Raw genomic sequence first — 14389 nt, 5'->3', positions numbered from 1 at the left:
CTCCTCGGTCACCCTGCGGAACGGCCGCTTTCCCGGCCGCGGGTACCGTAGGAACTCCCCCTGAGGGAGGTTCAAGCCGTGCCGCCTGACCGTTTGTGGACCATCGGGGAACTCGCCGAGCGCGCGGGCGTCACCGTCAAGACCGTCCGCTACTACTCCGACCGCGGCCTGCTCCCCGAGGCGCGCCGCAGCAGCGGGGGCCACCGCAGGTACGGCCCCGCCGCGCTCGACCGGCTCCGCACGATCCGCTCGCTGCGCGGCATCGGCCTCGCGGTCCCCGACGTCCACCGGGTCCTCGACGAGGACGACCGCGCGAGCGCGGCCGGGGCCGACGCGGCGGCCGACGTGCTCGACGGCCTGATCGCCGGGCAACTGCGCGAGGTCGGCGCGGGCCTGGCCGCCCTGCGCTGGCGCGAGGCCGCGCTCCGGGCGCTCCAGGACTGCGGCCCCGGGGAGCGCGCCGAGCGGCTGCTGCTGGTCGGCGCGCTGCCGAGCCCGCCCAGCACCGCCGCCATGGCCCGCTTCTGGCGGCGCTGGCTGCCGCCGCGGATGCCCGCCCGGCTGGTCTCGGCCATCCTCGACGGGACGATTCCGCAGCTCCCCGAGGCGCCGACCCCGGCGCAGGCCCTGGCCTTCGCGCGCCTGCACGCGCTGGTGTCGGGGAGCTGCGACGGTGCGGGAAAGGTCTCCGGAAAAGCGTCCGGCACGAGCCCCGGCGACGGCCGCGACCCCACCCAGCCCGCCGCGCACCGGCCCGAGGAGGGCTACCGCCCGGCCGTCCTGTACGACGGCCTCATCGAGGCGTACGGGCTCGCCGCCCCGCACCTGCGGGCCGGGCGGCGTCCGCACGAGGGCGAGGCGCTGGACTGCTTCGTCGCCGCGTACGCCCGCTCGCGCGGCGCCCGCGACACCCCGGCCTTCCGCCGCCGCCTCGGCGTGGTGCTCGGCGCGGACCCCCGGATCGACCGCTACTGGCAGCTCGCCGGGGAGCTGTTCGGCCCGGCGGAGCCGACCCCGGGCAGCACGCACGACTGGCTGCTGGCCGCGCTGGACGGCGCGACCGCCGAGGCCGCCTGAGCCGTACGCCGGTACTTCAGTAAGCCAACACGCCAATACGCCGGTACGCGGATACGTTCACCGGACCGTACGCCGCGGAAACGTTCCGGAAGGCGTCCCCGGAGAACGTACGAACTCGTCCGGACCTGTCCGGAATGCGAAAACCTTCGGGGGCCCCGATGCTGGGAGGGCAACGGGGAGAGCAAGGCGTTCCCCCAAGGAGGGCAGCCATGTCCATGCTCGACAAGCTCAAGGGCCTGCTGAAGGGTCACGAGGACCAGGCGCACCAAGGCGTCGAAAAGGCCGGTGACATGGTCGACAAGAAGACCGGCGACAAGTACAGCGGCCAGGTCGACCAGGTCCAGGACAAGCTGAACGACCAGCTCGGCGGCGGCACCCGTCCGTCGAACGAGCAGCCGTAACCGTACGACGCGGCCGGCATTCGTACGGCGTACGCGTCGACGTACGGGCAGCCGCGTCCACCGCCTCGGAGGTGGACGCGGCTGCCCGACGCGTCAGCCCGACGCGTCATGCGCGACCGGGGGCTCACGCCCAGCCGTACAACTCCTTGAGCCGGTTCACGACGAGGTTGAACCTGCCCCGGTCCAGGGCGCACGCCTCGCGCCGCATGCCCTGGTCGTGCAGGCGCAGGACGCGGTCGACGGCGACCCAGGACTCGCGGCCCTCACGGTCCCAGGGCCCGGTGCCGATCGGCACCCACTCGTGGTCGTTGTCGTGGCGCTTGCTGGAGAGCTGGACGGCGAGCAGCGTGCCGCCCGCCTCGCGCGCCACGACCAGCACCGGCCGGTCCTTGCCGCGCCCGTCGTTCTCCTCGAACGGCACCCAGGTCCAGACGATTTCCCCGGGGTCGGGGTCACCGTCGTGATCCGGCGCGTAAGACGTCCGCACCCGGCCCACCTCGCGCGGCTCCGCCTCGGTGGTGGCGTACGGCCCGCTGGCGCCGGGGAATTCAGCATTGGCAGCATTCGCAGTCATCCGCAAGACGGTAGGCCCTGCGGGCGGCGGCCCGGCGAGCGGGTCGGAACCCGTCGGTCACGAACCGCCCGGCGGCGCACCCGCGGCTCAGCCGTGCCTCAGCCGTGCCTCACCAACGGCCGTGCACCTGCGCCCTGATGCGACGGTCGTACAGCTCGCGCACCGCGTCCAGCGTGGCGTCGGTCAGCGGCGGCAGCGCGGCAGCGGCGGCGTTGGCCCGCGCCTGGGCGACATCGCGCGCGCCGGGGATGACGCTGCTGACGCCCGGCTGCTGGATGATCCAGCGCAGCGCCGTCTGCGCGGGCGTGGCGCCCTCGGGCGCGAGCGCGGCGAATTCGGCGGCGGCGTCGAGGCCGGTCTCGAAGTCCACCCCGGAGAAGGTCTCGCCCTGGTCGAACGCCTCGCCGTGCCGGTTGTACGTACGGTGGTCGTCGGCGGCGAAGACGGTGTCGCGGGTGTACTTGCCGGTGAGCAGCCCCGAGGCCAGCGGCACCCGCGCGACGATGCCGACGCCCGCCTCGGCCGCCGCGGGCAGCACCGCCTCAAGCGGCTTGAGGCGGAAGGGGTTCAGGATGATCTGCACGCTCGCGACGCCGGGCCGCGCGATGGCGGTCAGCGCCTGCTCGCACGTCTCGACGCTCACCGCGTACGCCGCGACGCGCCCCCGCGCCACCAGCGTGTCCAGGGCGTCGTACATCTCGTCCGAGGAGTAGACGGCCGTGGGCGGGCAGTGGAGCTGCACCAGGTCGAGGGTGTCGACGCCGAGGTTCGCGCGCGAACGGTCGTTCCAGGCGAGGAAGTTGGCCAGTACGTAGTTCTCGGGCACCTGCTCGGCCCTGCGGCCCATCTTGGTGGCCACGAACACCCCGGCGTCCGGGCGCTCCTTGAGATACCGCCCGATGAACTGCTCGCTGCGGCCGTCCCCGTACACGTCGGCCGTGTCGAAGAAGGTCACGCCCGAGGCGACGGCCGCGTCCAGCACGGCGAAGGCGTCCGCCTCGCGCACCTCGCCCCAGTCGGCACCCAACTGCCATGTCCCGAGCCCGACGACGGACACCTTCCGGCCCGTCCTGCCAAGAATCCGCTGCTCCATGCGGCGATGCTACGTCGCCGGTGTCCGGTCGGCGCTCGTGGCGTCCGCCGGTCGCCCGGCCGGTCGCCCGGTCCGGCGCTCCGCGCTCCTGCGGCGGCACGCGAGGAAGAACCCGAGCCCCGCCAGGAGCGCGGGGGCGATCATCTCGGCCGTCAGCGAGGCCAGCCAGTCGGGGTTGATCCGGTCGGTCATGCCGCTGGTGTACTGGCAGGTGGCCTGCGGCGGAAAGAAGCTGTACGTCACGGTGCGCGGCGGGCCGCTGCCCCAGTCGGCGCCCGCCGAGCACGCGGAGGACGGCCCGGCCAGCAGTTTCCAGCCCGCCAGCGCGTAGATCATCAGGAAGAAGGAGCCGGTGACGAAGAACGCCGCCCCCGTACGGCGGACCTTCTCGTCCCGCGACATCGGCACGACCAGCTCGCTGGCGAAGGCTCCGCGAAGCGGCGGCTCGAAGCACTCGGCGAGCAGCGCGAGGAACACGCACGCGGTCATGAACAGCAAGGCGGCCCAGAGCAGTCCGGTGAGCAGCGCGCCGCCGCCGACGGAGGTCACGTCGCCGTCGCGGAACTCGCAGACGGTGGCGGGCGGAAACGCCTGGTTCCGGGTGCGCACCAGCGGGCCGGGGCCCTTCGTCATCCCCTGCGCGCACCGCTCGTCGAACTCCATCATGCCGAACAGCGCGACCGCGAGGCCCAGTGCGAGCACCGCGAAGGCCGCGCCCGCGCCCAGCCACAGCAGGCCCGTCCGATAGCCGCCGTACGCGCCGTATCCGCCCTGCCCGGCGGGGCCGCCCCGCGCGCTCCGCCCGCCGTCCATCCGCGCGTAAGACATTCGCGCACAGTAACCGACGGCCGCCGCCGGTGACCCGGCCTTGGGAAAACCCACGCAGGGGCCCGGCGCGGTCACGGGGAGTGAGCCGTTTGCGGGGCGGGGGGACGGGCGTACGCTCGTCCGGGGAGAGGGATAAAAGGGACTAAAGGGAGCGAGGTGGTGGCCATGACGATCATGGGGTCGCGTCACCGTGGGACCACGGACCCTGAGGATTGGGAGGCCAGTCACCGCAGGGCCCTGGTGCTGAGCGAGGTGGCGGCGGAGGGGATGGTGGGGCTGTCGCGAGTGCTGCGCAGGGCGGCGGCGGGCGACGAGGACGCGGCGGGCATCCGGGTGGAGGCGCTGCTGCGGGCGCTGCCGGGCATGGGGATGTTCGACAGCCACTACCTGCTGGTGCGGGCGCACATCCGCGAGTCGGGGCTCGCGGGGGAGCTGAGCCCGGGGCAGCGCGTGGCGCTGGTGGAATTCGTCGAGCGGGCGCGGCACCTGCACGACCCGGTACCGCCGTGGGCGGCCTGACCACTCGGCTCACGGCCTAGTCCAGAAGCTCGTTGAGGAGTCGGCCGACAGTCGGCCGAGGAGTCGGCCCGCGACCGGTGACAGCCCCCGGAAGCGGCTGCCGGAGTAGGCTGAAAGTGCAGGTGAGCGTGGCGGTGCGGCACGTGCCTGTGCGGCGCGCGCCTGTCTTCGGCCACGCCAGAAGGTCGTGAGATCGATGGTTGCTCTGATCACTGTGCTGGTGGTGGTCGTCCTGATCGGACTGATCCTGCTCGCCATGAGCCTGCACGATGTGCAGCAGTACGAGCGGGGCGTCGTCTTCCGCTTCGGACGTCTGCTGCCGAACCTGCGGCAGCCGGGCCTGCGGACGATCCGCCCGATCGTCGACCGGATGCGCAAGGTCTCCATCCAGACCGAGGTGCTCGGCGTCCCGGCGCAGGGCGCCATCACCGGCGACAACGTGACCGTGACCGTCGACGCCGTCGTCTACTTCCGGGTCCTGGACCCGGTCAAGGCCCTGGTCAACGTGCACGACTACCCCAGCGCCGTCTCCCAGATCGCGCAGACCTCGCTCCGGTCGGTCATCGGCCGCGCCGACCTCGACACGCTGCTGTCGGACCGCGACCACGTCAACGCCGAGCTGAAGACGGTGATGGACGAGCCGACCGAGGAGCCCTGGGGCCTGCGGATCGAGCGCGTGGAGATCAAGGACATCGCGCTGCCGGAGTCGATGATGCGGTCGATGTCCAAGCAGGCGGAGGCCGAACGTGAACGGCGGGCCCGTGTCATCGCGGCCGAGGGCGAATTCCAGGCGTCGCAGCGCCTGACCGATGCCGCCGCCACGATGGCCAACACTCCGGGCGCCCTCCAACTGCGGCTGCTGCAAACCGTGGTGGACGTCTCCGCCGAGAAGAACAGCACCCTCGTGATGCCGTTCCCGGTCGAGATCCTGCGCTTCTTCGACCGCGTGGCCGGGGACACGGCCACCGACGGCGCGGGCCACGCGGAACCGGACACCGGCCCCGACGCCCGTACGGGCCCGGTCGACGAGAACGTCCCGCCGGACCGGCCGAGGCTCGTCCATCACTGAGACCCGCCCCTTGCGATAGAGCGCACTCCAAGGTGTTGGCTGTGGAGCCATGAAGTACACCCAGCTCGCCCGCACCGGCCTCAAAGTCAGCCGCCTCGTCCTCGGCACCATGAACTTCGGCGGGCAGACCGACGAGCCCGGCAGCCACGCGATCATGGACACCGCGCTGGACGCGGGCATCAACTTCTTCGACACGGCGAACATCTACGGCGTGGACGAGCGCAAGGGCCGCACCGAGGAGATCCTCGGAAGCTGGTTCGCCCAGGGCGGCGACCGGCGCGACAAGGTGGTGCTGGCCACCAAGCTGTACGGGAACATGACGCAGGGCAACCCCTGGCAGGAGGAGCCCTGGCCGAACCACCAGCGGCTGAGCGCCCTCAACATCCGCCGCGAGGTGGAGGCCAGCCTGAAGCGGCTGGGCACCGATCACATCGACGTCTACCAGTTCCACCACATCGACCGGGCCACGCCCTGGGACGAGATCTGGCAGGCGATCGACGTCCTGATCCAGCAGGGCAAGGTGCTCTACGCCGCCTCCAGCAACTTCGCCGGCTGGCACATCGCGCAGGCCAATGAGGCGGCGGCGCGGCGCGGTTCGCTCGGGCTCGTCAGCGAGCAGTGCCTGTACAACCTCTTCGAGCGCACCGCCGAGATGGACGTCCTCCCGGCCGCCGAGGCGTACGGGCTCGGTGTCGTGCCCTGGTCCCCCCTGCACCAGGGGCTGTTGGGCGGCGCCATCCGCAAGTCCCGTGAGGGGGGCGGCTCCCGCACCCACGCCGGGCGCTCGGCGCGGGGGCTGGCCGATCCGGTGGTCCGCGACCAGGTTCAGCGCTACGAGGATCTGCTCGCCGAGCACGAGCTCGACCCCGGGGAGGTGGCCCTCGCCTGGCTCCTCACCCGGCCCGCCGTGACCGGGCCCATCATCGGGCCCCGCACCCCCGCCCACCTCGACGGCGCCCTCCGCGCCCTCGATCTCCACCTCTCCGTGGACCTCCTCGCCGCCCTCGACGCCATCTTCCCGGGCCCCGGCCCTTCCCCCGAAGCCTTCGCCTGGTAGCCCCGGCCGCCGCCGCCCGGGCGGCTCAGCCACGCGCCTTCAGGGGCGCGGGGAACTGCGCCACCAGCCACGACGCTGCCGCAGGTCACCACCCGCCCCAGCGGGGCAGATCGGCTGTTCCCGGACCACCGGCCGGTGGTGGGCTGGCCGCGCAGTTCCCCGCGCCCCTGACGGGGCCCACCCCCTTTCGCCCGGACGGCGAGCCGATCCTTTAAGGGGCGCGGGACTGTTCCTGATCTGCGGCTGCCGCCGCGTGGGCGCGCTCAGCCACGTGCCTTTAGGGGCGCACCGTCTTTCGGCCGGACGGCGAGCCGATCTTTTAAGGGGCGCGGGGAACTGCGCCACCAGCCACGATGCTGCCGCAGGTCACCACCCGCCCCAGCGGGGCAGATCGGCTGTTCCCGGACCACCCGCCGGTGGGGGCTGGCCGCGCAGTTCCCCGCGCCCCTGACGGGGCGCACCGTCTTTCGCCCGGACGGCGAGCCGACGCTGCCGCAGGTCACCACCCGCCCCAGCGGGGCAGTTCGGTGGTGTCCGGACCACCGGCCGGTGGGGGCGGGGAAGCGGAGGGGAGGCGGAGGCGGAAGAGGGCGCCTTGGCCGGGAGCCGTGTCGAGCTCGATGTACCCACCGTGAGCGGCAGCGAACGCGGCACAGATGGAGAGCCCGAGACCGGCGCCGCCCCCGGCGCCCCGGCTGCGGGAGGCGTCCACGCGGTAGAAGCGTTCGAAGACCCGCGCGGCCTGGTCGGGCCCGAGCCCGGGCCCGGCGTCGGCGACTTCGAGGACCCCGTGTCCGCCGACGGTGCCGACGCCGATCCGGACGGGCGTGCCGGGAGGCGTATGGGCGACGGCGTTGCCGACGAGATTGGCGACGACCTGCCGCAGCCGGGCCTCGTCACCGAGCACGGGTGCGGGACCGGGACCGGGACCGGAGCCGGAGCCGGACCCTGACCCACCCGGCCCGGTGAGGGAGACCGGCCGGGACGGATCGAGGGCGGTCGTGTCGTGCAGGGCGTCCACGGCCAGGGTGCGCAGGTCCATCGGGGCGAGCTGCACGGGCCGCTGCTCGTCCATCCGCACCAGCGTCAGCAGATCCTCGACCAGGCCGCCGAGCCGTACGGCCTCGCTCTCGATCCGCGTCATCGTCCGCTTCACGTCGGCCTCGTCGGGCAGCGCGCCCATCCGGTACAGCTCCGCGAAGCCCCGGATACCGGCCAGCGGGGTGCGCAGTTCGTGGCTGGCGTCGGCGACGAACCGGCGCATCTGCTTCTCGGACTCCGCGCGCGCCGCGAAGGCCGACTCGATCTGCGCGAGCATCCCGTTGAGCGCGGCGGACAGCCGCCCGGCCTCGGTGCGCGGGGACGCGGCGGGCATACGGTGCGACAGCGGGCGCCCGGCGGCTATCTCGGCGGCGGTGGCCTCGATCTGCCGCAGCGGCCGCAGCCCGGCTCGTACCGCGAACCAGCCCGCCACCCCGAGCAGCGCCGCGACCACCGCGCCGATCAGCAGGAACGCGGTGCGCAGGTGGGAGGCCGTGGAGGACACCTCGTCCAGGGACGCGGCGACCACGACGCCCGCGGGCAGGTCGGCGGAGGGGGCGGCCGTGCCCGCGGCGACCGGTTCGATCAGCACCCGCCACCGCCCGCCGCCGTGGTCGCTGGCGACGTCGAACGGCTTGCCCAGCCGCTCGCGCAGCGACCCCGCGTCCATCGTCGGCCACAGCGGGCGCGGGTCCCCGGCCGAGACCGGCAGCCGGAACTGGTCGGAGACCCGCCCGTCCGCCGCGGCGAAGGCCACCACGAACTGGCTGGGCAGCCACGGCCGCGGCGCGCCGGGCCCCGGCCGTACGTAGCGCGGCGCGGGCACCCCGTCGGTGCCGAGCCGCCGCGCGAGCGGTTCGCCGTACCGCTGGAGCTGCTGGTCGACGCGCCGCACCTGCTGGCCGCGGACCGTGCCGAGGACGACGGTGTCGCTGACGGCGAGGCCGAGCAGGACGAGGACCAGGCAGAGCAGCACCAGCCGGGAGCGCAGCGAGAGCGCGGAGAGCCGCAACGAGCGGAGGGACCCGAGGAAGCTGAGGGACCTGAGGGACCGCACGGTGCGCACGGCGTCAGCCCTGCGGTCGGCGCAGCACGTACCCGACGCCGCGCACCGTATGGATCAGCTTGACCGTGCCGTCGGCGCCGGAGTCGACCTTGCGGCGCACGTACGAGATGTACGACTCGACGATGCTGAGGTCGCCGCCGAAGTCGTACGCCCACACGTGGTCGAGGATCTGGAGCTTGGACACGACGCGGTCGGCGTTGGCCATGAGGTAGGCGAGCAGCTTGAACTCGGTGGGTGAGAGGGAGACCGGGCGGCCGGCGCGCAGCACCTGGTGGCCGACCGGGTCCAGCTCCAGGTCGCCCGCGACCAGCCGCCCCTCGTCGGTGGGGCCGCCGGTACGGCGCAGGATCGCGCGGATGCGGGCGATCAGCTCCTCCAGGCTGAACGGCTTGGTGACGTAGTCGTCGCCGCCCGCCGTCAGGCCGCTGATCTTGTCGTCCACGCCGTCCTTGGCGGTCAGGAACAGCACGGGGAGCCGGTCGGCGGCGCCGCTGCCGGGGCGCGCGCGCGGCCCCGACTCCTCGCGCAGGTGCCGGACGACCGCGAAACCGGTCATGTCGGGCAGCATCACGTCGAGGACGACCAGGTCGGGGCGCTCACGGGCGACGGCGGCCAGCGCGTCGGCGCCCGAGGCGGCGGAGACCACCTTGAAGCCGACGAAGCGCAGGGACGCGGAGAGCAGTTCCCTGATGTTGGGCTCGTCGTCGACGACCAGCAGGCTGGCCTCGGGCGTCGTGTCCATGGAGTCCTCCTGGCCCCCGTCGTACGGTGCGGTTTCGCACCGTACGCTCCCGTCCTGTGAAGGCGGGGTCAGTTGCCCGTACCGCCGCCCGAGCCGCCCGAGCCGCCCGCGCCGCCCGCCGTACCCGTACCGCCGCCCGCGCCTCCGGCACCTCCGGCACCTCCGGCACCTCCGGCGCCGCCACGGCCGCCGAAGCCTCCGAAGCCGCCGCCGAAGCCGCCCGCGGTGGCCGCGCCCTCGGTGACGGTGGTGGCGGCGATGTCGCCTGAGGAGTTCGCGCTGCCGCGTACGGTCACGCTCTGGCCGGGCTGGAGATCCGAGGTCTTGCCGTCCTTGGTGACGGTGACCTTCGTGGAGCCGCCGGTGGTGACCTTGACGATGCCGCCCTGGGCGTCGGTGACGTAGATGGTGTCGCCGTCCACCAGCTTGACGGTGCCGACGGTGACACCGGAGCCGGTGCCGCCGCCCGCGCCGGGAGCCGCGCCGGGAGCCGCGCCCGGCGCCGTACCGGAGCCCGTGCCCGTACGGCCGTTGGCGCCCGCGAAGGCCGAGGCGAAGTCGCGGGCCGCGGCCGAACCGCCGCCGGACGAGCGGCCGTTGAGGTGGTTCTTCTCCACCAGCGCGCCGCCCGCGAAGGCCGCCGCGGCGACGACGCCCGCGGACAGCAGCAGCGTCAGCCAGGGCAGTTTGCGGCGCGGCGGGGCGGCCAGCTCGGCCGAGATGTCACGGGCGTCCGGCGGCTCGGACAGGACGTCCTCCGGCCGTTCGGTGAGCACCGCCTCGCCGGGCCGCTCGACGATCTCCACCTCGCCGAACGTGTCGGTGAGCGGCAGCAGCTCCGTGTCGGCGTCGGCCTTCACGAGTTCGGTGCGGCGTCGCGCCATGTCCGGTTCTCCCTCGTCCCTCGTACGTCGTGCGGTGTGGTGGTGGACGGCCTACTCATGGCGCAGGGCCTCGATCGGGCGCAGGGCGGCGGCCCGGTTGGCGGGGTAGCTGCCGAAGAACAGGCCGATGGCGACCGCGATGGCGAAGGCGCCCCACACCGACTCCGGGATGATCACCGGTTTGATGCCGACGATCGTGAAGCGCGAGCCGATCAGTCCCGCCACCACCCCGAGCCCGCCGCCGACCAGCGACAGCAGGGTCGACTCGGCGAGGAACTGCCCGAGGATGACGCCCTTGGGCGCGCCGATCGCCTTGCGGATGCCGATCTCGCGGGTCCGCTCGGTGACCGTCACCAGCATGATGTTGGTGATGCCGATCCCGCCGACCAGCAGCGAGATCGCCGCGACCGCGCCGAGCAGCACCGTGAACGTCCTGTTGGTGTCGGACTGGGTGCTGAGCAGCGACTGCTGGCTGCTGACCCGGAAGTCCAGCGCGTTGGCGTCCTTGATGCCGTGCGTGCCCATCAGGATCGTGGTGATCTCGTTCTGCGCCGGGGTCGTCGCGTCGGCCGACGTGGCCTCCACGAGGATCTGGTTGACCGAGCCGAAGCCGGTGAAGGCGTTCTGCACGGTCGGCAGCGGCGCGACCAGGATGTCGTCCGGGTCCTGGAAGCCGGTGCCGCCCTTGGTCTCCAGCACGCCGACGACCGTGAACGGCGTCCCGCCGAGCACCACCTTCTTGCCGACCGGGTCGGCCGTGCCGAACAGGTCGGTGGCCGTGGTCGAGCCGATCACCGCCACCTTGCGGGAGTTGAGGACGTCGTCGGCGCTGAAGTAGTCGCCCTTGGCGACCTTGCTGTTGGATGCCTTGAAGTACGCGGGGTAGGTGCCGACGACCTGCGCGACGTCGTGCGAGGTGCCCTCGTACAGCGCGGTCTGCGAGGACGTGGTCACCTCGGGGGCGACGGACTCGATGCTGGGCGCGGCCGTCGGGTCGGCGAGCGCCCGCGCGTCGTCCACGGTCAGCGGCTTGACGGTGGTCGCCGACGAGGACGAACCGCCGCCGAATCCGGCGCCGGAGGAGATGGTCAGCGAGTTGGTGCCCAGCTTCTCGATGGAGTCCTTGACGGACTGCGAGGAGCCGTTGCCGACCGCGAGCAGGATGATGACGGCGGCGACGCCGATCAGGACGCCGAGCATGGTCAGTCCGGAGCGGACCTTGTTGGCGGCGAGGCCGCCGAAGGCGAAGCGGAGGGTCTCGAAGGGGTTCACGCGGTGCCCCCGCTTCCGAAGCCGTTGCCCGTACTGCCGTTGCCCGCGTTGCCTATGCCCGTACCGCCGTTGCCCGTACTGCCGTTGCTCGTACCGCCGTTGCCCGTACCGCCGTTGCCGCCGTTGCCGTGGCGGCTTCCGGTGAGGGCCTGACGCCGGCCGCCGGTTATCGGGTCCTGCGGGTGGTGCGCGGCGAAGGACGCCGGGTCGCGCAGCGCGGGCGGCGGGCCGTCGGCCGGTGCCTGGCGCCGGTCCTCGACCACCTGGCCGTCGACCAGCGTGATCACCCGCTTGGCGTGCCGGGCGACCTCGTCCTCGTGCGTGATCAGTACGACGGTGCGCCCGGAGGCGTTGAGCCGGTCGACGATGGCGAGCACTTCCTCGGTGCTGTGGCTGTCCAGGTTTCCGGTCGGCTCGTCGGCGAGCAGCATGGCCGGTGCGGTGACCAACGCCCTTGCCACGGCGACGCGTTGCTGCTGGCCGCCGGAGAGTTCGTTCGGCCGGTGGTCGACGCGGTCGGCGAGGCCGACCAGCGCGAGCGCCGCCAGCGCGCGCCTCCTGCGCTCGGCGGACCGCACACCCGCGTAGGCCAGGGGGAGTTCGACCTGCGCGAGCGCGGGGGTGCGCGGCACGAGGTTGAACGACTGGAAGACGAAGCCGATCTTACGGTTGCGGACGAGCGAGAGCTGGTGCTCGTCCAGGCCGCCGACGTCGATGCCGTCGAGCAGATAACGGCCCTCGGTGGGGATGTCGAGGCAGCCGAGGATGTTCATCAGGGTCGACTTGCCGGACCCGGAACTGCCCATCACGGCCACCATGTCGCCCTGTTCGACCAGCAGATTCACGCCGGGCGAGACGCCGGTGACGGGGTCGGGGTCGCCGCCGAGCGCGCGCACGGCGGCGTCGCCGTGCCCGTACGTCTTCAGCAGCGACCGCACCTCGATGACCGGCGGGCGGCCCCAGGGGCTGTCGTCGTCCCCCTCGACACCCGCGGTTTCCTCGCGGCCCGAGGTCTGCTCGACGCCCGAGGTCTGCTCGACGCCCGAGGTCTGCTCGACGCCCGAGGTCTGCTCGACGCCCGAGGTCTCTTCCGCGCCCGGACTCTCTTCGGCGTCACCGGTACGGGCGCCGGGCCGCAGGCCGCCGAGGCGCTGCCGCAGGGCGGGCCTCATCCGCGGCCACCGCCGGCACCGCCGCCACCGCCGGTACGGAAGCCACCGCCGCCGCCGATCCGGTTCGCGCCGCCGCCGAGGCCGCCGGGGAACGCGCCGCTCGGGAAACCGCCGTTGCCGGAGGACGCGACCGTGGCGATCTGCACCTGCTGGCCCTCCTTCAGACCGCTGGTGATCTGGTCGGCGGTGTCGCCCTCGACGCCGACGGTCACGGACGTACGGGTCGTGCTGCCGTCGGAGTTGACCACCGTGACCGTACGGTTGGCGCCGGTACCGGAGACCGCGGCGGTCGGCACGTTCAGCGCGCCGGACGCCGAGCCGGTGATCACCTGGATACTGGCGCTCAGGCCGGTCCGCAGGTCCGCGGTGGGGCTGGTGATGGCGAGCGTGGCCGCGTACTGCACGGCGCTGCCGCTCCCGCCGCCGCTGCCGCTTCCGCTGCTCACCGGGAGCGAACTGACCGACAGCACCTTGGCGTTGAGCACCGTGCTCGACTGCGCGTTGAGGGTGACGGTGGCGGGCTGGCCCGCCTTGACCTTCAGCGAGTCGGCCTCGGAGAAGTTCGCCGTCACCTGCATGCCGGTGGGGTTGGTCAGGACGACGAAGCCGGACGGGGTGCTGGAACCGCTGCTGCTCGACGTGGAGTTGGAGCTGCTGGAGTTCGAGCCCTGGCCGCCCGAGCCGCTGCCGGTGCCGCCGGTGCCCGACACCGTCTGGCCCTTGGCGGCCGAGACCGAGGCGACCGTGCCGGACACCGGGGCCTTGAGCGTGGTGCCGTCCACCGCGCGCTGGTCGGCGTCCACGGCGTTCTGGGCCTGGGTCAACTGGGCCTGTGCCTGGGCGAGTTGGGCCGGGTCGACGGTGTAGGTGGGGGACGGCGTGGGCGTCGGGGCGGCGTCCCGCGAGCCGCCGCTGCCGGAGCCGGTGTTGGAGCCGCTGCCGGAGCCCGTGGCGGAGGTGACCAGCTCGCCCGCCTCGACCTTGGTGAGGTTGGCCCGCGCCGCCGTCAGCGTCGCCTGGTCCTGCTGCAACGTCTCCTCGGCGTCGGTCGGATCGACCTTCGCCAGCACCTGGCCCTTGGTGACCTTGTCGCCCGGCTTCACATCGACCTCGGTGAGTGTGCCGCCCGTGGTGAAGTCCACACCGGCGTCACTGGGCGAGGCGAGCGTGCCGGAGCCGGACACCGTCGCCAGCACCGTGCCCTTGGACACCGTCACCACGCGCGCGCCCGTACCACGGGTGTTGCCGCTGTCACCGTTGTTGACCGCCGCGTAGGCGCCGCCTGCGCCCGCGAGGACCACCACGCCGAGCACCGAGTTGATCAGGACGGCCCTGCGCCGCCGTGGGAGCACCTTCATGGCGCGCATCCTGGCCGCCGACGCCTTTGATGGCCTGGGAGAAGGCTGGGAGTTTCCTGGGAACGGCGCCGTGCGCGAGGCCGCCCCGCCACGGCACGAAGCGGTCGCTTTACGTCTCAACCGGACCGTACGGCGGGCCCGTACGGATCGCGACGGCCGATTCGCGCGCCCCGGCTCCCCGGGAACTCACAGCTCGCGCCCTGGCTGTGCCTAACTCGCGGCGGTTCACTCATGCG

14 protein-coding genes are annotated in these 14389 nt (G+C 73.0%); 5 read left to right on the top strand and 9 right to left on the bottom strand.

The genetic code is table 11. The features are described 5' to 3' along the window. The first annotated feature begins 78 nt into the window (after positions 1-78). Both ACIOC1_RS03440 and ACIOC1_RS03435 read left to right on the top strand, forming a co-directional pair. Positions 79-1077 (top strand): MerR family transcriptional regulator, encoded by a 999-nt coding sequence (locus ACIOC1_RS03440; protein WP_401851494.1) that lies wholly within the window; start codon positions 79-81, stop codon positions 1075-1077. A 209-nt stretch (positions 1078-1286) separates the two neighbouring features. Continuing rightward, a complete protein-coding gene (locus ACIOC1_RS03435) occupies positions 1287-1478 on the top strand; it encodes an antitoxin (protein WP_355339710.1) in 192 nt (63 codons plus the stop codon). Positions 1479-1602: 124 nt separating this feature from the next. On the opposite strand, the gene ACIOC1_RS03430 is transcribed toward ACIOC1_RS03435, so the two are convergent. The 3 genes from ACIOC1_RS03430 to ACIOC1_RS03420 form a co-directional block, all read right to left on the bottom strand. Next, positions 1603-2052 carry a type II toxin-antitoxin system PemK/MazF family toxin gene (locus ACIOC1_RS03430; RefSeq protein WP_391158600.1) on the bottom strand — a complete coding sequence of 150 codons (450 nt, stop codon included), beginning with the start codon at positions 2050-2052 and terminating at the stop codon, positions 1603-1605. A 109-nt stretch (positions 2053-2161) separates the two neighbouring features. Further along, complete coding sequence (locus ACIOC1_RS03425) at positions 2162-3145, bottom strand: aldo/keto reductase (protein ID WP_391158602.1); 984 nt, start codon at positions 3143-3145, stop codon at positions 2162-2164. A gap of 9 nt (positions 3146-3154) precedes the next feature. Next, positions 3155-3973: a hypothetical protein gene (locus ACIOC1_RS03420; protein ID WP_401851490.1), complete on the bottom strand. Its 819-nt coding sequence runs from the start codon at positions 3971-3973 to the stop codon at positions 3155-3157. Positions 3974-4138: 165 nt separating this feature from the next. Between ACIOC1_RS03420 and ACIOC1_RS03415 the strand changes: the two genes are divergently transcribed. The 3 genes from ACIOC1_RS03415 to ACIOC1_RS03405 all read left to right on the top strand — a co-directional run bounded on the left by ACIOC1_RS03415 (position 4139) and on the right by ACIOC1_RS03405 (position 6618). Then, positions 4139-4492: a hypothetical protein gene (locus ACIOC1_RS03415; RefSeq protein WP_355339698.1), complete on the top strand. Its 354-nt coding sequence runs from the start codon at positions 4139-4141 to the stop codon at positions 4490-4492. Between the two features lie 196 nt (positions 4493-4688). Then, positions 4689-5561, top strand: coding sequence for a slipin family protein (locus ACIOC1_RS03410; protein WP_355339695.1), 873 nt, complete (start codon positions 4689-4691; stop codon positions 5559-5561). A 49-nt stretch (positions 5562-5610) separates the two neighbouring features. Continuing rightward, a complete protein-coding gene (locus tag ACIOC1_RS03405; RefSeq protein WP_401851487.1) occupies positions 5611-6618 on the top strand; it encodes an aldo/keto reductase in 1008 nt (335 codons plus the stop codon). A gap of 499 nt (positions 6619-7117) precedes the next feature. Here ACIOC1_RS03405 and ACIOC1_RS03400 read toward each other — a convergent pair whose 3' ends face one another. From ACIOC1_RS03400 to ACIOC1_RS03375, 6 genes are all read right to left on the bottom strand, one after another. Then, positions 7118-8716: a sensor histidine kinase gene (locus tag ACIOC1_RS03400; protein ID WP_401851485.1), complete on the bottom strand. Its 1599-nt coding sequence runs from the start codon at positions 8714-8716 to the stop codon at positions 7118-7120. A gap of 13 nt (positions 8717-8729) precedes the next feature. After that, on the bottom strand, positions 8730-9467 hold the full coding sequence (locus tag ACIOC1_RS03395; protein WP_391158611.1) for a response regulator: 738 nt from the start codon (positions 9465-9467) through the stop codon (positions 8730-8732). Between the two features lie 68 nt (positions 9468-9535). Further along, positions 9536-10351, bottom strand: a complete 816-nt coding sequence (locus ACIOC1_RS03390; protein ID WP_401851482.1) for a hypothetical protein — start codon at positions 10349-10351, stop codon at positions 9536-9538. A 51-nt stretch (positions 10352-10402) separates the two neighbouring features. Continuing rightward, positions 10403-11623 (bottom strand): ABC transporter permease, encoded by a 1221-nt coding sequence (locus tag ACIOC1_RS03385; RefSeq protein WP_355339680.1) that lies wholly within the window; start codon positions 11621-11623, stop codon positions 10403-10405. Continuing rightward, positions 11620-12795, bottom strand: coding sequence for an ABC transporter ATP-binding protein (locus tag ACIOC1_RS03380; RefSeq protein ID WP_401851479.1), 1176 nt, complete (start codon positions 12793-12795; stop codon positions 11620-11622). Before ACIOC1_RS03380 ends, ACIOC1_RS03385 begins: the two co-directional genes overlap by 4 nt. Continuing rightward, positions 12792-14153: an efflux RND transporter periplasmic adaptor subunit gene (locus tag ACIOC1_RS03375; RefSeq protein WP_401851476.1), complete on the bottom strand. Its 1362-nt coding sequence runs from the start codon at positions 14151-14153 to the stop codon at positions 12792-12794. The genes ACIOC1_RS03380 and ACIOC1_RS03375 overlap by 4 nt, the downstream gene beginning before the upstream one ends. Positions 14154-14389: the final 236 nt, after the last annotated feature.

The organism is Streptomyces sp. NPDC088197 (assembly GCF_044741185.1).
GTDB lineage: Bacteria > Actinomycetota > Actinomycetes > Streptomycetales > Streptomycetaceae > Actinacidiphila.
This window is presented reverse-complemented; position numbering and strand designations above follow the sequence as displayed.